At 63.5% G+C, this 20,302-nt stretch carries 18 protein-coding genes; 4 read left to right on the top strand and 14 right to left on the bottom strand.

The window, feature by feature from the left end; genetic code table 11:
* Nucleotides 1-9: 9 nt before the first annotated feature.
* Nucleotides 10-1,368: an esterase-like activity of phytase family protein gene (locus C8N34_RS06225; protein ID WP_108128224.1), complete on the bottom strand. Its 1,359-nt coding sequence runs from the start codon at nt 1,366-1,368 to the stop codon at nt 10-12.
* 146 nt (nt 1,369-1,514) lie between these two features.
* Between C8N34_RS06225 and C8N34_RS06220 the strand changes: the two genes are divergently transcribed.
* From C8N34_RS06220 to C8N34_RS06205, 4 genes are all read left to right on the top strand, one after another.
* Nucleotides 1,515-3,113 carry a peptide chain release factor 3 gene (locus C8N34_RS06220; RefSeq protein ID WP_108128223.1) on the top strand — a complete coding sequence of 533 codons (1,599 nt, stop codon included), beginning with the start codon at nt 1,515-1,517 and terminating at the stop codon, nt 3,111-3,113.
* Nucleotides 3,110-3,727: a hypothetical protein gene (locus C8N34_RS06215; RefSeq protein ID WP_108128222.1), complete on the top strand. Its 618-nt coding sequence runs from the start codon at nt 3,110-3,112 to the stop codon at nt 3,725-3,727. Before C8N34_RS06220 ends, C8N34_RS06215 begins: the two co-directional genes overlap by 4 nt.
* 64 nt (nt 3,728-3,791) lie before the next feature.
* Nucleotides 3,792-4,820 carry a glycosyltransferase family 2 protein gene (locus tag C8N34_RS06210; RefSeq protein ID WP_054302289.1) on the top strand — a complete coding sequence of 343 codons (1,029 nt, stop codon included), beginning with the start codon at nt 3,792-3,794 and terminating at the stop codon, nt 4,818-4,820.
* Nucleotides 4,821-4,938: 118 nt separating this feature from the next.
* Nucleotides 4,939-6,480, top strand: a complete 1,542-nt coding sequence (locus C8N34_RS06205; protein ID WP_108128221.1) for a DEAD/DEAH box helicase — start codon at nt 4,939-4,941, stop codon at nt 6,478-6,480.
* 51 nt (nt 6,481-6,531) lie between these two features.
* On the opposite strand, the gene C8N34_RS06200 is transcribed toward C8N34_RS06205, so the two are convergent.
* The 13 genes from C8N34_RS06200 to nuoG all read right to left on the bottom strand — a co-directional run bounded on the left by C8N34_RS06200 (nt 6,532) and on the right by nuoG (nt 20,301).
* Nucleotides 6,532-8,211, bottom strand: a complete 1,680-nt coding sequence (locus C8N34_RS06200) for a ribonuclease J (protein WP_108128220.1) — start codon at nt 8,209-8,211, stop codon at nt 6,532-6,534.
* Entirely contained in the window at nt 8,208-8,987 is a 780-nt protein-coding gene (locus C8N34_RS06195) for a type III pantothenate kinase (protein ID WP_054302292.1), read from the bottom strand. Before C8N34_RS06195 ends, C8N34_RS06200 begins: the two co-directional genes overlap by 4 nt.
* 12 nt (nt 8,988-8,999) lie before the next feature.
* Nucleotides 9,000-9,764 (bottom strand): biotin--[acetyl-CoA-carboxylase] ligase, encoded by a 765-nt coding sequence (locus tag C8N34_RS06190; RefSeq protein WP_108128219.1) that lies wholly within the window; start codon nt 9,762-9,764, stop codon nt 9,000-9,002.
* Complete coding sequence (gene nuoN, locus C8N34_RS06185) at nt 9,754-11,190, bottom strand: NADH-quinone oxidoreductase subunit NuoN (RefSeq protein WP_054302294.1); 1,437 nt, start codon at nt 11,188-11,190, stop codon at nt 9,754-9,756. Before nuoN ends, C8N34_RS06190 begins: the two co-directional genes overlap by 11 nt.
* Before the next feature lie 10 nt (nt 11,191-11,200).
* Nucleotides 11,201-12,742, bottom strand: a complete 1,542-nt coding sequence (locus tag C8N34_RS06180; protein ID WP_054302295.1) for an NADH-quinone oxidoreductase subunit M — start codon at nt 12,740-12,742, stop codon at nt 11,201-11,203.
* Nucleotides 12,742-14,886, bottom strand: a complete 2,145-nt coding sequence (gene nuoL, locus C8N34_RS06175) for an NADH-quinone oxidoreductase subunit L (protein WP_108128218.1) — start codon at nt 14,884-14,886, stop codon at nt 12,742-12,744. Before nuoL ends, C8N34_RS06180 begins: the two co-directional genes overlap by 1 nt.
* Before the next feature lie 4 nt (nt 14,887-14,890).
* Nucleotides 14,891-15,196: an NADH-quinone oxidoreductase subunit NuoK gene (nuoK, locus tag C8N34_RS06170; protein ID WP_054302297.1), complete on the bottom strand. Its 306-nt coding sequence runs from the start codon at nt 15,194-15,196 to the stop codon at nt 14,891-14,893.
* Nucleotides 15,197-15,285: 89 nt separating this feature from the next.
* Nucleotides 15,286-15,900, bottom strand: a complete 615-nt coding sequence (locus C8N34_RS06165) for an NADH-quinone oxidoreductase subunit J (protein WP_108128217.1) — start codon at nt 15,898-15,900, stop codon at nt 15,286-15,288.
* Nucleotides 15,897-16,307: a carboxymuconolactone decarboxylase family protein gene (locus C8N34_RS06160; protein WP_054302299.1), complete on the bottom strand. Its 411-nt coding sequence runs from the start codon at nt 16,305-16,307 to the stop codon at nt 15,897-15,899. Before C8N34_RS06160 ends, C8N34_RS06165 begins: the two co-directional genes overlap by 4 nt.
* A gap of 5 nt (nt 16,308-16,312) precedes the next feature.
* Entirely contained in the window at nt 16,313-16,816 is a 504-nt protein-coding gene (gene nuoI / locus C8N34_RS06155) for an NADH-quinone oxidoreductase subunit NuoI (RefSeq protein WP_054302300.1), read from the bottom strand.
* A gap of 1 nt (nt 16,817) precedes the next feature.
* Nucleotides 16,818-17,855, bottom strand: a complete 1,038-nt coding sequence (nuoH, locus tag C8N34_RS06150) for an NADH-quinone oxidoreductase subunit NuoH (RefSeq protein WP_054302301.1) — start codon at nt 17,853-17,855, stop codon at nt 16,818-16,820.
* Nucleotides 17,856-17,885: 30 nt separating this feature from the next.
* Nucleotides 17,886-18,284 (bottom strand): hypothetical protein, encoded by a 399-nt coding sequence (locus tag C8N34_RS06145; protein ID WP_054302302.1) that lies wholly within the window; start codon nt 18,282-18,284, stop codon nt 17,886-17,888.
* Nucleotides 18,285-18,288: 4 nt separating this feature from the next.
* Nucleotides 18,289-20,301 (bottom strand): NADH-quinone oxidoreductase subunit NuoG, encoded by a 2,013-nt coding sequence (nuoG, locus tag C8N34_RS06140; RefSeq protein ID WP_108128216.1) that lies wholly within the window; start codon nt 20,299-20,301, stop codon nt 18,289-18,291.
* Between the last annotated feature and the right edge of the window lies 1 nt (nt 20,302).

Below are 20,302 nucleotides of genomic sequence, written 5' to 3'. Positions count from 1 at the left end.
CGCAACGGCTCACTTTGCCGAAAGCATCTCGGCCACGTCCAGCAGGATCACTTCGTTATCCGCCGCCGCATCCAGCTTGCGCCCCGACGAGAACGGCAGGTTGTTGTCATTGGCCACCATGATCTGCGTATCGCTCACCCGCATCACATCCTCGATGGTGAAGAAGGGGAAGGTGTGCTTGCCGGTCAGATCGCGCGCAGCCTGGGTTTCCTGACGGTTCACGCCCTCGGGGTCGGCAATGTCCATCAGGTCGATATGGCCGATGCGGCGCACGAAGCCCTCGGCATCGACGCTGGCGGTGTCGATCAGCACGACATTCTTCACCAGCGCGGGCAGCGGGAAGCAATCGGGCGCCGGATCACCGGCGCATTTCAGCGACGGATCGCCCTCGCCGTTGTCACGCTCGATCACCAGCGCACGGGTCTCGTCGATGAAGTTGAAATCACCGATCGCGGTTGCGCCTTCCGCCAGACGGAATTTGAAGCCCTGCCCCGTCCACTTTTCCGCTGCCGTGTCAAACGCTATGACGCGAAGGAAGGCGCCTTCGGGTTGTCCCTCGGCAGTCATCACCGGCTTTTCCAGCATGGCCCAAAGCAGAGGGGTGCCCGGCTGATGTGCCATGCCCTCATACCCGCCCGAGCGCGGCACGATCCAGTCCTTGCCGACCACCGAGGTGCCGGAATTGGCCGGGTTATCCACCGATTTGATGACCTCTTCACCCTGCATGGTCGGATAGACCGCGAGCACCTTGCCATCGAGCGTGGCGCGGATGAGGAAGGGGCCGAACTCTTCACCGATCCAGACCTCGCCATTGATGATCTGGATGCTTTCAGGGTCGAAATCCGCGCCGGTCAGATAGCGGCTGTCCGAGCCTTCATAGGCGATGCGAAACGGCACCTTGCGGTCGGGGTCGTGCAGGAACACGGTTTCCTTCACCTCGACCTTGCCGCTGGTGAAATCGGGCATGATCCGGCTGAAGAACAGCAGCGCATCGGGGCTGTTCAGCTTGGTGCCGAAGCCGTTGTCGGTCAGCACATAGGTGCTGCCATCCTCAGCCTGCTGCATGGCGAAACCGGAAAAGCCCTGAAGCGGCTGGCCGTTGAACGGCAGGTTCAGCCCGGTCGGGCGCTTGCCATGCATCGCGCCGGTATCGCCGGCCACGCTTTCGGCCACATCATTGCGGACAGCGCCGGTGAACTTGCCCGATACGCGCGCATCCGCAGGGGCATCGGCCGGCGGGTCGATCAGCGTCAGGGCGGGCAGCACGGCCTGTCCCTTCAGCACTGCCGGGAAGGTGGTTTCGGCGAGTGCCGGTGCGGCGATCAGCGTGGCGCAAAGCGCGGTGGCGGACAGAAGGCGCGACAGCATGGGAATCTCCTGCTTGGGTGTTGCTGCGCCGCTTCTGGCCGTGCCGCATTGCAGGAAGATGGCGCACAGACAAAGCTTCGGTGACGGCTGCGTGACGGGCTTTCGCACCAGTGGACGACCGGCCCGCTTTCGGCTAAAGCGCGGCCATGCTGGACAATCGCCCCACCCTCCCGCCCGAAATCGCCCGCCGCCGGACCTTCGCGATCATCGCGCACCCGGATGCGGGGAAAACCACGCTGACCGAAAAGTTCCTGCTGTTCGGCGGCGCGATCCAGATGGCGGGTCAGGTGCGGGCCAAGGGCGAGGCGCGGCGCACGCGGTCGGATTTCATCAAGATGGAACAGGATCGCGGCATCTCGGTCTCGGCCTCGGCGATGAGCTTTGACTACCGCGAGTTCCGCTTCAATCTGGTCGATACGCCCGGCCACAGCGATTTTTCGGAAGATACCTATCGCACACTGACGGCGGTGGATGCGGCGATCATGGTGATCGACGGCGCCAAGGGCGTGGAAAGCCAGACCCGCAAGCTGTTCGAGGTCTGCCGTTTGCGCGACCTGCCGATCCTGACCTTCTGTAATAAGATGGACCGCGAGGCACGCGATACGTTCGAGATCATCGACGAGATTCAGGAAAACCTGGCCATCGACGTGGCACCGGCAAGCTGGCCCATCGGCTCGGGGCGCGAGTTTCTGGGCTGCTACGACATCCTGAACGACCGGCTGGAACTGATGGACCGCGCCGACCGTAACCGGGTCGCCGAAACCATCGAGATCAAGGGGCTGGACGATCCGAAACTGGCGCAGCACGTCCCGGCCGGGATGCTGGCGCAATTGCGCGAAGAGCTGGAAATGGCGCGCGAGCTCTTGCCCGCTTTCGACCGCAAGGCGTTTCTGGAAGGCCATATGACGCCGATCTGGTTCGGATCTGCCATCAACTCCTTCGGGGTGAAAGAACTGATGGATGGTATCGGCAATTACGGCCCGGAGCCGCAGCCGCAGCCCACCGCCAGCCGCAAGGTCGCGCCCGAGGAAACGCCGGTGACCGGCGTGGTGTTCAAGGTGCAGGCCAATATGGACCCCAAGCACCGCGACCGCGTGGCCTTCATCCGCCTCGCCTCCGGCCATTTCGAACGGGGCATGAAGCTGCTGCATGTGCGGTCGAAAAAGCCGATGGCGGTGTCGAATCCGGTGCTGTTCCTCGCTGCCGACCGCGAACTGGCGGAAGAGGCCTGGGCCGGTGACATCATCGGCATTCCGAACCACGGGCAGCTTCGCATCGGCGACGCGCTGACCGAGGGCGAGGATCTGCGCTTTACCGGCATCCCGTCGTTCGCGCCGGAACTGCTGCGCGGGGTGCGGGCCGCCGATCCGATGAAGGCCAAGCATCTGGAAAAGGCGCTGATGCAATTCGCCGAGGAAGGCGCCGCGAAGGTGTTCAAGCCGATGATCGGCTCGGGCTTCATCGTGGGCGTGGTGGGCGCGCTGCAATTCGACGTGCTGGCCAGCCGGATCGAGCAGGAATATGCGCTGCCAGTGCGGTTCGAGGCGTCGCAATTCACCTCCGCCCGCTGGGTGGCGGGTCCGAAGGCGGAAATGGACAAGTTCCTCAACGTGAACAAGGGCCATATCGCCCATGACCACGATGGCGACGTGGTGTACCTGACCCGCCTGCAATGGGACATTGATCGCATCCAGCGCGATTACCCCGAGCTGAAGCTGACCGCGACGAAAGAAATGCTGGCGTGACGCGGCAAAACCGCGTCTTGCCAACTGGCGAGATCGCGGCGCTGCCGTTTCGCGGCGCATGGATGGGCAATCGCGGGATATTGCACGATGCAGCGGGCCAGCCTGGCCCGGCGCGCTGGCGGCACAAGAACTGGATCTGCTGCAAGCTGGCCTTCAAGGGCCGCAAGCGCCCGCTGATGGCGCCTCATAGCTATACCGAACTGTTCTTCTACGACGAGCCGCAGGCGCTGGCTGCCGGTCACCGCCCCTGCGCCGAATGCCGCCGCGAGGATTACAACCGCTTTCGCGGGATCTGGGAACGGTTGTTCGGCCCGGCGGATGCGAAAGCCATCGACGCGGCCCTGCACAAGGCCCGGCTGGCCGGACGCCCGGCGCAGCAATGCCGCCATCAGGCACCCTCACCCGACCTGCCTGACGGCGCCATGATCCTGACCGAGGGCCAGCCCGCCCTGATATGGCAAGGCGCCTTGCATCCCTGGACGCCCGACCACGGCTATGGCCCTGCCCGGCCCGTGCCAGATGGCCCTGCAACCGTTCTGACCCCTGCCCCGCTGGTCGCCATACTGGCAGCAGGCTACCGGCCCCTCCCGCATCCCTGCCTGACCGGAGTGTGACCGGAGGCGCCCTTGCGGCCCCTGCCCAATCGCGCCAGACTGGCCGCGTCCGACAGGAGGTTCCATGTCCGCCCCCCGTGCCTTTCTGGTTGCCACTGCGAAGAACGAAGGCCCCTTCATTCTTGAATGGGTCGCCCATCACATGGAAGTCGGCTTCACCGACATCGTGATCTACCAGAACGATTCCGACGATCTGACGCAGGACATCCTGACGGCGCTGCAAAAGCTGGGTGCCATCCGGTATTTCGACAACAGCGCCGCCGCGCGCGGCACCCATCAGGTGCGGGCCTATATCCGCGCTTCACGCCTGAAATCCTACGCCGAGGCCGATTTTGCCATGGCTCTGGATCTTGACGAGTTTCTGGTGATCAAGACCGGCAACGGGCGGCTGGAGGATTTCGTGGCGGCCAGCCCGCCCTTCGACGTGGCACAGATCAACTGGCGGCTGTTCGGCAATTCCGGCAAGCGGCTGCAAAGCTTCCGCATGCAGACCGAACGCTTCACCATGGCCGATTATGTGATGGCCGACGACGAACGGTTCAACGCCTATAAATGTCTGTTCCGCCCGAAATATTTTGAACGCCCGGGCGTCCACCGCCCCAATCCCCGCGAGGGCGTGGATGAAGACGCGTTGCGTGTCGTCAACGGTTCGGGGCTGGTGCCGGGGCAATATCAGATCAAGAATTACAACTCCACCGATCCGGGTGGACAAAGCCTTGCGCAGATCAACCATTACATCGTGCGCGATCTGGATACGTTCATGGTCAAGACCCGCAGGGGCTCCGCCCATCAGGATGACCGCGAGGTCGGGCTCAAATACTGGGCGCTGCGCAACAAGAACTATGTCGAGGATGACAGCATGGCGCCCTGGCGGGCGCGGCTGGTGGATCGGTTCAACGCCTTGAACGATGCGACCTATGACCGGCTGAAGCGGTTGCGGCGCCAGTCGGTCGCCATTCACAAGCGGAAGTTCGAAGAGGTCATGGAAGACCCCGAGGCGCGCCAGCTGCGCCGCGAATGCATGAAATTCGAAGGCAATATCCCCCTGCTGGGCAGTTACAAGGATGTGCTGGAACATGGCGGGCCAACTTGACGACGGATCAAATTTCCGGTAGGGGGCGGAAGGCAAAGTATGCCATGACGCCGGGGCGCCCGGACAAGCAGCGTCCCTCCACCTCCCCGCGGGCCGATCCCGCTGTGACAGGACGTTGATGACCAAGTTCTCCGATCTCGCGCTCGATCCGCGCGTTTTGCAAGCCGTCGCCGAAGCCGGCTATGAAACTCCCACCCCGATTCAGGCGCAGGCCATTCCGCCCGCCCTTGAAGGCCGCGACGTGCTGGGCATCGCCCAGACCGGCACCGGCAAGACAGCGAGCTTCTCGCTGCCGATGATCACGCTGCTGGGTCAGGGCCGTGCCCGCGCCCGGATGCCGCGCAGCCTCGTGCTGTGCCCGACGCGTGAGCTGGCGGCGCAGGTGGCCGAAAACTTCGACACCTATGCCAAGCACACCAAGCTGACCAAGGCGCTGCTGATTGGCGGCGTGGCCTTCGGCGAACAGGACAAGCTGATCGATCGCGGCGTGGACGTGCTGATCGCCACCCCTGGCCGTCTGCTGGACCATTTCGAACGCGGCAAGCTTCTGCTGACCGGCGTGCAGATCATGGTGGTGGACGAGGCCGACCGGATGCTGGACATGGGGTTCATTCCCGATATCGAACGCATATTCAATCTGACGCCCTTCACCCGGCAGACCTTCTTCTTCTCGGCCACCATGGCGCCCGAGATCGAGCGGATCACCAAGACCTTCCTGTCGAACCCGGTGAAGATCGAAGTGGCGCGGCAATCGACCACCTCGGAAACCATCGAACAGGCGCTGGTGCAGTTCACGCCCAGCCGCAAGGACCGCAGCTTTGCCGAAAAGCGCGCCGTCCTGCGCGCCCTGATCCGGGCCGAGGGTGAGAGCTGCACCAATGCCATCATCTTCTGCAATCGCAAGATGGATGTGGATGTGGTCGCCAAGTCGCTGAAATCGCATGGGTTCAACGCGGCCCCGATCCATGGCGACCTGGACCAGTCGCAGCGCATGAAAACGCTGGATGGCTTCCGCGACGGGTCTCTGCAACTGCTGGTCGCCTCGGATGTGGCGGCGCGCGGGCTGGACATTCCATCGGTCAGCCATGTGTTCAACTTCGATCTGCCCTCGCATCCCGAGGATTACGTCCACCGCATCGGTCGTACCGGCCGCGCCGGGCGCAAGGGCAAGGCGTTCTCGATTGCCACGCCGCATGACGAGAAATACCTGACAAATATCGAATCGCTGGTGAAGCAGGAAATCCCGCGCGGCAGCCTGCCCGAGGGCTTTACCCTGCCCGAACCGCGCGAGCGGGATGACCGCCGCAAGGATGACCGGCGCCGCGACGACCGTGGCCCGAAGGGCAAGGGGCCGAAGCCGCAGCGCGAGGCCACTCCGCGTGAGGCATCGCCGCGCGAACCCGAGGTGGTGGAAGACCGCAAGCCCGCAAGCCCGGCGCCCGCCCCTGCCCCGGCGCAGGTCCATACCCATGGCACCGGGCATCATCACCATCACCACCGTGAGGACCGTCGCGACGACCGCCGCCGCAATGACCGCGACGACCGTGTTGTCGGTATGGGCGATCATGTGCCGGACTTCCTGATGCGCAGCTTCAAGCTGAAGGAACGCCCCGCAGACGAGACGGCAGAGCCGCAGGTGGAAGACGCCACCGCAGAATAAGAAAGGGGCGCCGCGCGGCGCCCCTTTTCATTTCCGGTCTGGCAGCGCCTGTCATTCCTCTGACAGGCGGCTGACCACAACGGTGACCTCGGGCTTCTTGCCGATCTCCTCGACCGCGACCTGACGCACGATCCGACGGATCGCCTCTTCGGTCTTTTCATCGTCGCGCATGATCTTGGGTGGCGCGGTTTCAAGGAACTGCGTCAGCTCCGCCTCCATCGCCTCGGCCAACGGCTGCCCGCGCTTGCCGGTTTCCGGCAGGCCCATCAGTTCCACCCAGGCCTCGCCCAGCGGCTCGTTCTGTTCATCCAGGATGACGTTGACCATGGCATGCCCGTTCAGCGCCATGCGGATGCGGTTGCGCACCACACCATCCATCGCACCGATCAGCACCGATCCATCCAGATAAAGCCGCCCGGTCTCGATATATTCCGCGACCTCGGGGGCATCACCGCTGAGATCCAGCATCATGCCATTGGTGGCAATCTCACCTGCGCTACCGCGCGCCTCCGCCAGTTTCACATGCTCGCGCAGGTGGCGGTGTTCCCCATGCATCGGCACCAGCATCTGCGGATGCAGGACTTCATGCATCTTTTCCAGATCCGGGCGGTTGGCATGGCCCGAAACGTGGTAGCGCCCGCCCGTATCATCCACCACATCGACGCCCATTTCCGAGAAGCTGTTCATGATGCGCAGCACATCACGTTCGTTCCCCGGAATGGTTTTGGACGAAAAGAGGAACATGTCGCCCTCTTTCAGCTCCAGCCCCAGATACTTGCCGCGCGACAGCTGCGCCGTCGCCGCACGCCGCTCGCCCTGACTGCCGGTGACGATCAGCATGAGGTTCTGGCGCGAGACTTCCGTGGCCTGTTCCGACGGGATGATGGTCGGGAAATCGGTCAGCACGCCGGTTTCCTGTGCCACCTTGACCATGCGTTGCATCGCGCGGCCCAGCAGACAGACAGACCGGCCCGCTGCCCGCCCGGCCTCAGCCAGCGTTTTCAGCCGCGCGACGTTCGACGCGAAGGTCGTCGCCACAACCATGCCACCCGCATTGGCAATCAGGCCATGGATCGGATCGGCCAGCGTCGCCTCCGACCGGCCCGGCGCAGGCGAGAAGATGTTGGTGGAATCGCACATCAGCGCCTTCACCGGTACTTCGTCGGCAATGGCGCGGAACGCGGCTTCGTTCCAGCCCTCGCCAACGATGGGGGTCGGGTCCAGCTTGAAGTCGCCCGAATGCACCAGCCGCCCAGCGGGCGTGTCGATCACCAGCGCCGAGCTTTCGGGGATCGAATGGGCGATCGGCACGAACTGCACGCGGAACGGCCCGGCCTCGACCACCGCGGGGCGCGGCTCGACCGTATGGATCACATCCAGAGGATGGCCCTGTTCCTCGAACTTCAGGCGACCGATTGCAGCAGTGAAGCGCCGGGCATAGACCCGCTTCTTCAGCTTGGGCCAAAGATGCCCCAGCGCGCCGATGTGATCCTCATGCGCATGGGTGATAAAGATCGCCTCGATCCGGTCGGCACGCGCCTCCAGCCAGGCGATATCGGGCATGATCAGATCGACGCCCGGTGTGGTGTCCATGTCCGGGAAGGTCACGCCCAGATCGACGACGATCAGCCGCTCACGCCCTTCCGGCCCATAGCCGTAGACATAGCAGTTCATCCCGATTTCGCCGGCACCGCCGAGGGGCAGATAGATCAGGCGGTTCTTCACGCTCATGCGGTTTCCAGTTCCTTGTTATGGCGGTGGATGAGAACGAGCCCATGCATGGTCAGATCGTCCTCCACCGAATCGAACAGGTCGGTGCCCTGCTGAAAGAGAGGTGCAAGCCCCCCCGTGGCAATCACTTTCATCGGCCGGTCACGTTCGGCGCGGATCTGCCGGACGATGCCTTCGGCCAGACCGATATACCCCCAATACACGCCCGACTGCATGCAGGCCACAGTATTCGTGCCGATGGCCGTTGCCGGTTTGGTGACATCCACATGCGGCAGGGCGGCGGCGGCCATATGCAGGGCCTCAAGGCTCAGGTTCACACCCGGCGCGATGACCCCGCCGATATAGGCGCCATCGGTATCCACCACGTCGAAAGTGGTGGCGGTGCCGAAATCCACCACGATCAGGTTACCGCCATGACGGTCAAAGCCTGCCACGGTATTCACCAGCCGGTCCGGCCCCACCGTGGTGCCCTGATCGACGCGCGGCGCCACCGGCAGCGCGCATTCCGGCTTGCCCACCACCAGAGGGCGGCAATCGAAATAACGGTTGCACAGCACGCGCAGGTTGAACACCACGCGAGGCACGGTGGATGAGATGATGGCCTCGTCAATCTGCGCCTCGGTCTTCGTCAGCATCATCAGCGAAGACAGCCAGACGAAGTATTCATCCGCCGTGCGCTTATGATCGGTGGCGATGCGCCAGGTGGCGATGAACTCGCGCCCGTCCCAGATCGAGAACACCGTATTGGTATTGCCGCAGTCGATGGCCAGAAGCATGGCTGGTGCCTTTCAGAAAAAGACCTCGGCGGCGGGGATCGCCTCCCGCCGTCCGTCGATGTTCAGGACCAGCGCACCGCTGTCGTCGATTGTCTCGAAAATCCCGTGCCGTTCGGTCGTGCCGGTGCGCGCACGGATGCGCTCGCCGCGCCGCGCTGCCCGGTCAAGCCACGCGGCGCGGATGGGCGCGAAGCCCTCGGCCTGAAAGCGGGTTTCCCACAGCGCGAAGGCCGCAGCCAGATGGGTCAGAAACCGTTCGGGTGTGATGCGCAGGCCGGTCTCCGCCAGCAGGTTGACCGGCGTCACGGCACCGGGTTCCACCGCCTCAACCGGCGGAGCGCCGATCAGGTTGACGCCGATGCCGATGATCAGATGACTGACACGCCCGCCTGCCCCGCCGCTTTCCAGCAGGATACCCGCCAGCTTGCCGCCATTCAGCAGCACGTCATTGGGCCATTTCAGCGCGAAGGCACCGGGCAGATCGGTCAGCCCTGCACAGGCGTCATACAGCGCCAGCGCCGCGATGAAGCTGCGCAGCGCCGCCGTTTCGGGCCGCCCCTCGGGGCGCATCACCAGACTGCCGTAGAAATTGCCGCGCGGGCTGGACCAGGGCCGCCCGCGCCGCCCGCGTCCCGCTGTCTGCTCTCCCGCAATGACCCATGCCGGACCTGTCAGGCCCGGCACGAGGGAAAGCGCATAAGCATTGGTGCTGTCGACCGTATCGAGGGCATGGCGCGCCACGCCCTCGGGCCAGACCGGGTCCGCGTTACCGGACAAGGGCTTCGGCCGCCACGGCCGCCGCAGGGTCGATCCCGAACAGGTTGACCGCCCCGACCAGCATGATCAGCGCCGCCGCCACGAAAGCGATCCACTGCGGCGCGCTCATCCGGCTTTCAACGGTTTCGCCGTCCTTCCCGAAGAACATGAAGTAGACGATGCGCAGGTAATAGAAGGCCCCGATGGCCGAAGCCACGGCGCTGGCCACCACAAGCCAGGTCAGCCCCGCCGAAAGCGCCGCCTGCCACACCGCAAACTTCGCGAAGAAGCCGACGAAGGGCGGCACACCCGCAAGGCTGAACATCAGCGCAAGCACGGCATAGGCTTTCATGGGTTCACGCTTCACGAACATGTTCAGCGCCGCGATATCGGTCACCGGCTTGCCGTCACGCTCCAGCGACAGGATGAAGGCGAAGGTGCCGATGTTCATGGTGACGTAGATCGCCATGTAGATCAGCATGGCCTGCACCCCGGCCGCCGTGCCCGCCGCGAGGCCAAGCAGCGCATAGCCCATATGCGCGATCGACGAATAGGCCATCAGGCGCTTCAGGTCGCGCTGGCCAATGGCCGCGATGGCACCGACGAACATCGACAAGAGCGACATCACCGCGATGACCTGCTGCCAGTCGCCCGGAATGGCACCGAAGGCATCATAGGCAAGACGGGCCAGCAGCGCCATGGCGGCAACCTTCGGCGCGGTTGCAAAGAAGGCCGTCACCGGGGTCGGCGCGCCTTCATAAACGTCCGGCGTCCACATGTGGAAGGGCGCCGCGGAAACCTTGAAGGCCAGACCCGACAGCATGAACACCAGACCGAACAGAAGGCCCAGCGGGATCTCGCCACCCAGCGTCGAAAGGATGCCCGAGAACAGCGTGGTGCCGGCAAAGCCATAGGTCAGCGAGGCGCCGTACAGCAGCAGGCCCGAGCTCAGCGCGCCAAGGACGAAGTATTTCAGGCCCGCCTCGGTGGATTTGGCACTGTCACGGCGCAGGGCCGCGATGACGTAAAGCGCCAGCGACTGAAGCTCCAGCCCCAGATACAGCGCCATCAGGTCGCCCGCCGAAACCATCATCATCATGCCGACGACCGACAGGGAAACGAGGATCGGATATTCAAACCGCGCGAGATCGCGACGGCTCATGTAGTCGAAGCTCGTCACCAGAACGGCGGCGGCCGACAGCAGGATGGTGATTTTCGCATAGCGGGCAAAGGGATCGTCGTTGAACATGCCGCCGAAGGCAGTGCGCGCGCCCTCGCCGTTGGTGCCGATCCAGAAGGCAAGTACGAGGAAAACCCCCGCCGTCACCCAGGTGATCAGGCCCGCAGCCTTGTCCTTGGTGGTGTAGACCCCGAACAGAAGCGCCGCCATGGCGTAGATCGAAAGTGCGACCTCGGGCAGGAGGATGTTGAAATCGGTGCCGGTCATGGGCGGGCCCTCAGTGCGAAGCCGCTTCCGCCACGTCGGCAGACGCAGGCAGGGCAGCATGGTAGTCGGAAACCAGCGTCTCGACCGAAGGACCGATGATATCGGTCACCAGCGACGGATAGACGCCGAGGAGAAGGGTCATCACCACCAGCGGCGCGAAGATCGCGCGCTCGCGGCCATTCATGTCGGTGATCGACTTCAGCGCCTCTTTGATCAGGTCGCCGAACACGACCCGACGGTAGAGGTAAAGCGCATAGGCCGCCGAGAAGATCACGCCCGAGGTGGCGACCACGGCCACCCAGGTATTGACCTGGAAGATGCCCATGAGCGTCAGGAACTCGCCGATGAACCCGCTGGTGCCGGGAAGACCCACATTGGCCATGGTGAAGAACATGAAGATCAGCGCATAGGCGGGCATGCGGATCACAAGGCCGCCATAGGCGTCGATCTCGCGGGTATGCATGCGGTCATAGATCACGCCGACACAAAGAAACAGCGCGCCCGAGATGAAGCCGTGGCTCAGCATCTGGAAGATGGCGCCGTCGATCCCCTGCTGATTGGCCGCGAAGATGCCCATGGTGACATAGCCCATATGTGCGACCGAGGAATAGGCGATCAGCTTCTTCATGTCGCTTTGCGCCAGCGCCACCAGCGAGGTGTAGACGATGGCGATGGCCGACATCCACAGCACAAGGCCCGACATCACGTCAGCGCCCACGGGGAACATCGGCAGCGAGAAGCGCAGGAAGCCGTAACCGCCCATCTTCAGCAGGATCGCCGCCAGAACCACGGAACCGGCAGTCGGCGCCTGAACGTGGGCGTCGGGCAGCCAGGTGTGCACCGGCCACATCGGCATCTTCACCGCGAAGCTGGCGAAGAAGGCGAGGAACAGCAGCGTCTGCATGCCGCCCACGACGTGAATGCCCGCGATGTTCAGCGTGTCCGAGGCGAAAGTGTGGTTCAGCAGTTGCACCATGTCGGTGGTCCCTGCGTCGACATACATCGCCACCATCGCCACCAGCATCAGCACCGAGCCGAGGAAGGTATAGAGGAAGAATTTGAACGCCGCATAGATGCGGTCCTTGCCGCCCCAGATGCCGATGATCAGGAACATCGGGATCAGGCCCGCCTCGAAGAACAGGTAGAACAGCACCAGATCCAGTGCGCAGAACACGCCGAGCATCAGCGTTTCCAGCAGCAGGAAGGCAATCATGTATTCCTTGGTGCGATGTTCCACCGTCCAGCAGGCCGCGATGGTCAGCGGCATGAGGAAGGTCGTCAGCATGACGAACAGCACCGAGATGCCGTCGACGCCCATCTTGTATTTCAGGCCGAGGATCCAGTCGTATTCCTCGACGAACTGCATGCCAGTATTGGCCGGGTCGAAGCCCGACAGGATGGTCAGCGACACGAGGAAAGTGGCGGTCGTCGCGACCAGCGCCACCCATTTGGCGTTGCGCTGCGCGGCGGCATCATTCCCGCGCAGGAACAGCGCCAGAATGGCAGCCGCTACAGCCGGAATGAAGGTGATGATGGAAAGGACGTTTTCCATTAGTGCGCGCCCCCCGAGAGCGACATCCAGGTGATCAGGGCAGCGATGCCCAGCACCATGGCGAATGCGTAGTGGAAGATATAGCCGGATTGCATCCGGTTCACGACGCGGGTGAGCATCGGGATGAAGCCCATGGCCACGCCATTGATCGTGCCGTCAATCACCGCGCCGTCACCCTTCTTCCACAGGAAGTTGCCAAGCCAGCGGGCGGGCGCCACGAAGATCGCGGCGTAAAGCTCATCGAAATACCACTTGTTCAGCAGGAATTCGTAAAGCGGGCGCTGCGCCGTCGCCAGACGCCGCGGCAGATCGGGCCGACGGATGTAGAAAATCCAGGCGACGAAGAAGCCAAGCAGCATGGCGATGAAGGGCGAAACCTTCACCCAGTTCGGCGCCTCATGCGCCGCGTGGATGACATGGTTTTCGGCGCCAAGGAAGATCGCACCTTTCGGGGCGCTCGCCACGGCATGACCTTCGGTTGCCTGCTCTCCGGCAGCCGGGGCCGCATGGCCTTCCGTCGCCCCGGTCGCGGCAGCCTGGTCGCCCTCACCTTCCGTAGTGGCATGCCCGGTGTCGGCGGCCACATGCTCCATGGCCGGTTCCATGCCGAACCACGACCGCATCTTCGCCTCATCCCCGAAGAAGCTGTTGTACCACAGCATCCCCGAGAAGGCCGCCCCCAGCGCCAGAACGCCCAGCGGGATCAGCATGACAACAGGGCTTTCATGCGGCTCGTGGTGATGGTCATCATGGCCGTGGCCATGCCCGTGACCATGCGCCCGGCTTTCGCCGTAGAAGGTCAGGAACATCAGCCGCCACGAATAGAACGAGGTGAAGCAGGCCGCGACGACCAGCATCCAGAAGGCATACTGGCTGCCGACCCAGGCGCTTTCGATCACCGCGTCTTTCGACAGGAAGCCCGCGAAGCCGATATGGGTCAGCGGGATGCCGACGCCGGTGATGGCCAGCGTGCCGATCATCATGGCCCAGAAGGTGAGCGGGATCTTCTTGCGCAGGCCACCGTAGTTGCGCATGTCCTGCTCATGGTGGGTCGCGTGGATCACCGAACCGGCACCGAGGAACAGCATGGCTTTGAAGAAGGCATGCGTAAACAGATGGAACATCGCCACCGAATAGACGCCCACGCCCGCAGCCACGAACATGTAGCCAAGCTGCGACATGGTGGAATAGGCGATGACGCGCTTGATGTCGTTCTGCACCAGACCGATGGTCGCCGCGACGAAAGCGGTGGTCGCCCCCAGAACGGTGATGAAGGCCAGCGCCTGGGGCGCATATTCATAGATCGGCGACATCCGGCAGACGAGGAACACCCCCGCCGTCACCATGGTCGCGGCGTGGATCAGCGCCGACACCGGGGTCGGGCCTTCCATCGCGTCGGGCAGCCAGGTGTGCAGGCCGAGCTGCGCCGATTTACCCATGGCACCGATGAACAGCAGCACGCCGATCAGGTTGGCCGCGTTCCATTCGGTCCAGAGGAAAGTCAGATTGGTCTGCGCCAGTTGCGGCCCCGCTGCGAACACGTCGTCGAAACGGATCGAGTCGGTCAGGAAGAACAGCGCCATGATCCCCAGCGCGAAGCCGAAGTCGCCGACGCGGTTCACGATGAAAGCCTTCATCGCCGCCGCATTGGCCGAAGGCTTGCGGTAGTAGAAGCCGATCAGCAGGTAGGAGGCCACGCCCACGCCTTCCCAGCCGAAGAACATCTGGACCAGGTTGTCCGATGTCACCAGCGTCAGCATGGCGAAGGTGAAGAACGAAAGATAGGCGAAGAAGCGCGCCTTGTAATGCTCGCCCTCCTTCCAGTTGTCGTCATGCGCCATGTAGCCGAAGGAATAGAGGTGGACGAGCGCAGAAACCGAGTTCACCACGACCAGCATGATGGCGGTCAGCCGGTCAAGCCGGATCGCCCATTCCGTTGCCAGCGAACCGCTTTCGATCCAGCGCATCAGCACGATGCGCTGCGTCTCGCCGTCGAAACCAAGGAAGATGATCCAGGACAGCAGTGCCGCAAGGAACACCAGCGAGGTGGTGATGACCTGACCGGCCGTTTCACCGATGAATCGCCAGCCGAAGCCGCAGATCAGGGCCCCGACAAGGGGCGCGAGGAGAATGATCGTGGCCATTCGTTCAGCCTTTCATCACGTTGGCGTCTTCGACGTCGATGGTGCCGCGCGTGCGGAAGAAGCTCACCAGGATCGCAAGGCCGATGGCCGCCTCGGCGGCGGCGACGGTCAGCACGAACATGGTGAAGACCTGCCCCACCAGATCGCCCAGGAAGCTGGAAAAGGCGACGAGGTTGATGTTAACCGACAGAAGCATCAGTTCGATCGACATCAGGATGACGATGACATTCTTCCGGTTGAGGAAGATGCCGAAGATGCCAATGACGAACAGCGCCGCCGCCACCGTCAGGTAATGTTCAAGTCCTACCATTCTCGTCCCTCCGGGTGTGTGCCCGTAATTGTTCCGCTTGCGGGACAGACCCGCGATCAGGGCGCATCATTGTGCGCCCCTCTGAATTGTCAGAGCCCCTGCCCCGGCTTCACGTCCTTCAGTTCCATCGCCTTGGCCGGGTCGCGCCACATCTGGTGCAGCACGTTCTGGCGCTTCACGTCCTTGCGGTGGCGCAGCGTCAGGGTGATGGCGCCGATCATGGCGACCAGCAGCACGAGGCCCGAGGCCTGGAAGAGGTAGATGTATTTGTCGTAGATCAGCAGACCCAGGGCCTTGGTGTTCTGCACATCCTCGATGGCCGGGGCCACCGCCTGACGCAGACCCAGCGCGCCTTCGGCCTGTGTCCAGGCAGCATAGGCCATGCCGAATTGCAGGATGATGATCACCCCGATCAGAAGCGCCAGCGGCATGGTGCGTGCCATCTCGCCCTTCAGTTCCGCGAAATCGACGTCCAGCATCATCACGACGAAGAGGAACAGCACTGCCACCGCGCCGACATAAACGATGATCAGCAGCATCGCCACAAACTCCGCCCCCAGCAGGACGAACAGCCCCGCCGACGACAGGAAGGTCAGGATCAGCCACAGAACCGAATGCACGGGGTTGCGCGATACGGTGACCATGAGGCCCGCCGCCACCGTCACCACGGCGAAGCAATAGAAGGCAATATCCGCAACGCTCATGCGTTCTTCTCCTCGGTTTCCGCAAAAACCGCCTGAGCCATCTCAAGCGCCTTCTGCATGGCGGGCAGCCCGCCGAACATGCTCATCTGCCAGATCACTTCCGCGATCTCGCGTTTGGTCGCGCCCGCCTCAAGCGCATGCCGGATCGCCAGCTTCAGCTGCGCCTCCGCATGGGCACCCAGAACGGTCAGCGCGGCGATGGTGACCAGAAGCCGGGTCTTGGCATCCAGCCCCTCGCGGTTGAACGTGCGGCCGAACCACATCTCCATCATGTCCTTGGTCATGGTGGGGATGTAATTTTCGAACCCTTTCACCGACATGTTTTCCAAGGACGGGTTGAAGGCACGGACCATCTCCTGCCCCTGCTCCATCATCGTCTTGAAAAGTTTGGTGAAATCATCGTTCATGGGGATTACCGATAGGGCGCGTCGATTTCAAGATTGCGGGCAATCTCGGCCTCCCAGCGGGCGCCGTTGTCCAGAAGCTTTGCCTTGTCGTAGTAAAGCTCCTCGCGGGTCTCGGTCGAGAATTCGAAATTCGGCCCCTCGACGATGGCATCCACCGGGCAGGCTTCCTGACAGAAGCCGCAGTAGATGCATTTCGTCATGTCGATGTCATAGCGCGTGGTGCGGCGGCTGCCATCTTCGCGTGGTTCCGCGTCGATGGTGATGGCTTGCGCGGGGCAAATCGCCTCGCACAGCTTGCAGGCGATGCAGCGTTCCTCGCCGTTCGGATAGCGGCGCAGCGCGTGTTCGCCCCGGAAGCGCGGCGACAGCGGCCCCTTTTCATGCGGGTAGTTCAGCGTCGATTTCGGCGCGAAGAAATACCGCAGGCCCAGACCGAAGCCCTTGATGAAATCCACCAGCAGGAAATATTTCGCTGCCCGGTTGAAGTCGATTGCGCGCGTTTCGCCCATCTCAGCCCCCGATGGTCCAGCGTGCCCAGAGGCCGCCCAGAACTTCGTATTTTGCAAGGAATGCCACGATCACCACCCAGGCGAGCGACAGCGGCAGGAAGACTTTCCAGCCAATCCGCATCAGCTGGTCATAGCGGTAGCGCGGCACAATCGCCTTCACCATGGCGAACATGAAGAAGAAGAAGGCCATCTTGGCGACCATCCACAGCGCGCCATCCGGCAGGCCCGGAATGGGCGACAGCCAGCCGCCGAAGAACAGCAGCGAAATCAGCGCGCACATCAGGAAGATGGCGATATATTCGCCCGCCATGAACAGAAGGAACGGCGTTGCCGAATATTCCACCTGATAGCCGGCCACCAGTTCGGATTCCGCTTCGGGCAGATCGAAGGGCGGGCGGTTGGTTTCGGCCAGCGCCGAGATGAAGAACAGCGCCACCATCGGCAGATGCGGCAGCCAGTACCAGCCGAACAGGCCCCAGCCGGTATCCTGCGCCCGCACGATGTCACCGAAGTTCATCGAGCCGGTCGAGATGATGATGCCGATGATGATCAGACCCAGCGACACTTCGTAGGAAATCATCTGCGCGGCCGACCGCAGCGAGCCGAGGAACGGGTATTTGGAGTTCGAGGCCCAGCCGCCCATGATCACGCCATAAACCTCCAGCGAGGAAATGGCGAAGACATAAAGGATGGCCACGTTGATGTCCGACAGCACCCAGCCATCCGAGAACGGCACCACCGCCCAGGCGATCATCGCCAGAACGAAGGACAGCATCGGCGCAAGGAAGAACACCGGACGGTCGGCACCCGCGGGCACCACGACCTCTTTCACCACATATTTCAGGGCGTCGGCCACCGATTGCAGCAGGCCAAAGGCGCCCACCACGTTCGGGCCCCGCCGCATCTGGACGGCCGCCCAGATCTTGCGGTCGCCATAGACGAGGAACAACAAGGAGATCATCACGAAGGCGATGACCAGAAGACATTGCGCCGCGATCAGCAGCGCCGTCCCCAGACCTGTTTGCAGAAATTCAGCCATTTGCCTCTGGTCCCTCAGCCCAAGTCTTTTTCATACCGTCGGTATCCCCTGCGCGCCGCAATCGCGCACCGTTACCTCGGCGTCGATCGTCCGCAACCCGCGGGGCAGCGCGGCCGAGATCACATAGACCGCATCGCCGCGCCAGTTGTTTCCATCCTGTGCCACCGTGGTGCGCACATGCCGCGCGAACCCGAAACCCCGGATCAGCGCATATTGGGCCGCCGCGCAGCGCGCATAGGCCTCGACATCCCCATCATTCCGTGCGCCGGTCATGGCGACACGGAAATTGACCAGATCCCCGTCAAGCAGGATCGTCTCGATCCGCTCATACCGGGCCGAAGGCGGCGGCGCGTCGGCGCTGTCCCCTGCGCAGCCCGAAAGCACCGCCGCGGCGGTCGTCAGGCCAAGCAGGGAGGCGGCGGCGCGCATCCGGTTACTCCGCCGCCAGCGGCGCGTCGGTGCGCGCGGCAGCCATCGCCTGCAACTCGCCCATCAGGCTCGATGCACGGGCGATCGGGTTGGTCAGGTAGTAATCCTTCACCACCAGACCGAAGGGCGCATTCCCCAGCGCCGCACGCGGCAGCGCCACGCCTTCGTTGCTGGCCAGTTCGTCGATACGGCCCAGATGCGGATGCGCCGCCACGATGCGCGAGCGCAGCTCGGCCAAGCTGTCCCAACCCAAGGTCGAGCCGATCTCGGCCGACAGCGCCCGCAGGATCGCCCAGTTTTCCTTGGCATCGCCCGGCGCAAACCCGGCGCGCATCGCCAGTTGCGGGCGGCCTTCGGTGTTCACGAACAGACCGTTTTCTTCCGTATAGGCGGCGCCCGGCAGGATGATGTCGGCGCGATGCGCCCCGCGATCCCCATGGCTGCCCTGATAGATCACGAAGGCACCGGCCTCGATCTCCACCTCATCGGCGCCAAGGTTATAGATCACCTCGGCCCCTTCGGTCGCGCCTTTCAGCCCGCCCTCGGTGGTGCAGCCCACATCCATCGCGCCCACGCGGGCAGCGGCGGTATGCAGGACCAGCAGCTTCGCGCCGGTGGTGGCGCAATAGGCCTGCGCCTCGGCCAGAACGGCGGCGCCATCGGCCTCAATCAGCGCGCCCTGCCCCACGATCACCAGCGCGGGCTTGTCCGAGGCCGCAGCCTTGCCCACCAGCGCGGTCAGCGCGTTCCGGTCGGTGCCGAGATGCGCGTAATCATAGGTCAGATCGACCGCGCGGCCGATCAGCGCCACATCGGCACCCCGCGCCCAGGCCTTGCGGATCCGGGCGTTCAGAACAGGCGCCTCGTTGCGCGGGTCGGTGCCGATCAGCAGGATCGTTTGCGCCGCGTCGATATCCTCGATGGCGGCAGTGCCGACATAAGCCGCGCGGTTGCCTGCCGGAAGTTTCGCGCCATCGGTGCGGCATTCAACCGCGCCGCCCAGCGATTCCACGAGCGTTTTCAGGCTGTAAGCAGCCTCGACCGGCACCAGATCACCCACGATGCCGGTCACCTTGCGGCCCTTCATGGCAGCAGCGGCAGCGGCCAGCGCCTCGCCCCAGCTTGCCTTCCGCAGGCGGCCGTTCTCACGGATGTAGGGCGTATCAAGCCGCTGGCGGCGCAGGCCGTCCCAGATGAAGCGGCTCTTGTCAGCCAGCCATTCCTCGTTCACGCCGTCATGGTTGCGCGGGATGATGCGCATCACTTCGCGCCCCTTGGTATCGACGCGGATATTCGACCCCAGCGCATCCATCACGTCGATGCTTTCGGTCTTGGTCAGTTCCCACGGACGGGCGGTGAAGGCATAGGGTTTCGAGGTCAGCGCGCCGACCGGGCAAAGGTCGATGATATTGCCCTGAAGGTTGGAGGCCAGCGTTTCATTCAGATAGCTGGTGATCTCGCTGTCCTCGCCCCGGCCGGTCTGGCCCATCTGGGTGATGCCCGCGACTTCAGTGGTGAAGCGGACGCAGCGCGTGCAGGAGATGCAGCGCGTCATCTCGGTCTTGACCAGCGGGCCAAGGTTCAGGTTCTCGGAGGCACGTTTCGGCTCGCGGTAGCGGCTGAAATCCACACCATAGGCCATGGCCTGATCTTGCAGGTCGCATTCGCCGCCCTGATCGCAGATCGGGCAGTCGAGCGGATGGTTGATGAGCAGGAACTCCATCACCCCCTCGCGGGCCTTCTTCACCATGGGCGAGTTGGTCTTGACCACCGGCGGCTCGCCATTCGGGCCGGGGCGCAGGTCGCGCACCTGCATGGCGCAGGAGGCAGCCGGCTTCGGCGGGCCGCCGACAACCTCGACCAGACACATCCGGCAGTTGCCCGCGATGGACAGACGCTCGTGGTAGCAGAAGCGCGGAATCTCGATCCCCGCGACCTCGGCCGCCTGAATGATCGTCATCGCGGCGTCAACCTCGACCTCGATACCGTCGATGATGATTTTCTTGAGGTTGCTCACG

Origin of the sequence: Gemmobacter caeni (genome assembly GCF_003054195.1) — a bacterium.
Classification (GTDB): Bacteria; Pseudomonadota; Alphaproteobacteria; order Rhodobacterales; family Rhodobacteraceae; genus Gemmobacter; species Gemmobacter caeni.
This window is presented reverse-complemented; position numbering and strand designations above follow the sequence as displayed.

What these genes read in the sequence shown, in the direction of transcription:
- C8N34_RS06225 (WP_108128224.1), bottom strand. Translation starts at nt 1,368, where the DNA reads ATGCTGTCGCGCCTTCTGTCCGCCACCGCGCTTTGCGCCACGCTGATC.
- C8N34_RS06220 (WP_108128223.1), top strand. Translation starts at nt 1,515, where the DNA reads ATGCTGGACAATCGCCCCACCCTCCCGCCCGAAATCGCCCGCCGCCGG.
- C8N34_RS06210 (WP_054302289.1), top strand. Translation starts at nt 3,792, where the DNA reads ATGTCCGCCCCCCGTGCCTTTCTGGTTGCCACTGCGAAGAACGAAGGC.
- C8N34_RS06205 (WP_108128221.1), top strand. Translation starts at nt 4,939, where the DNA reads ATGACCAAGTTCTCCGATCTCGCGCTCGATCCGCGCGTTTTGCAAGCC.
- C8N34_RS06200 (WP_108128220.1), bottom strand. Translation starts at nt 8,211, where the DNA reads ATGAGCGTGAAGAACCGCCTGATCTATCTGCCCCTCGGCGGTGCCGGC.
- C8N34_RS06195 (WP_054302292.1), bottom strand. Translation starts at nt 8,987, where the DNA reads ATGCTTCTGGCCATCGACTGCGGCAATACCAATACGGTGTTCTCGATC.
- nuoN (WP_054302294.1), bottom strand. Translation starts at nt 11,190, where the DNA reads ATGACCGGCACCGATTTCAACATCCTCCTGCCCGAGGTCGCACTTTCG.
- C8N34_RS06180 (WP_054302295.1), bottom strand. Translation starts at nt 12,742, where the DNA reads ATGGAAAACGTCCTTTCCATCATCACCTTCATTCCGGCTGTAGCGGCT.
- nuoL (WP_108128218.1), bottom strand. Translation starts at nt 14,886, where the DNA reads ATGGCCACGATCATTCTCCTCGCGCCCCTTGTCGGGGCCCTGATCTGC.
- nuoK (WP_054302297.1), bottom strand. Translation starts at nt 15,196, where the DNA reads ATGGTAGGACTTGAACATTACCTGACGGTGGCGGCGGCGCTGTTCGTC.
- C8N34_RS06165 (WP_108128217.1), bottom strand. Translation starts at nt 15,900, where the DNA reads ATGAGCGTTGCGGATATTGCCTTCTATTGCTTCGCCGTGGTGACGGTG.
- C8N34_RS06160 (WP_054302299.1), bottom strand. Translation starts at nt 16,307, where the DNA reads ATGAACGATGATTTCACCAAACTTTTCAAGACGATGATGGAGCAGGGG.
- nuoI (WP_054302300.1), bottom strand. Translation starts at nt 16,816, where the DNA reads ATGGGCGAAACGCGCGCAATCGACTTCAACCGGGCAGCGAAATATTTC.
- nuoH (WP_054302301.1), bottom strand. Translation starts at nt 17,855, where the DNA reads ATGGCTGAATTTCTGCAAACAGGTCTGGGGACGGCGCTGCTGATCGCG.
- C8N34_RS06145 (WP_054302302.1), bottom strand. Translation starts at nt 18,284, where the DNA reads ATGCGCGCCGCCGCCTCCCTGCTTGGCCTGACGACCGCCGCGGCGGTG.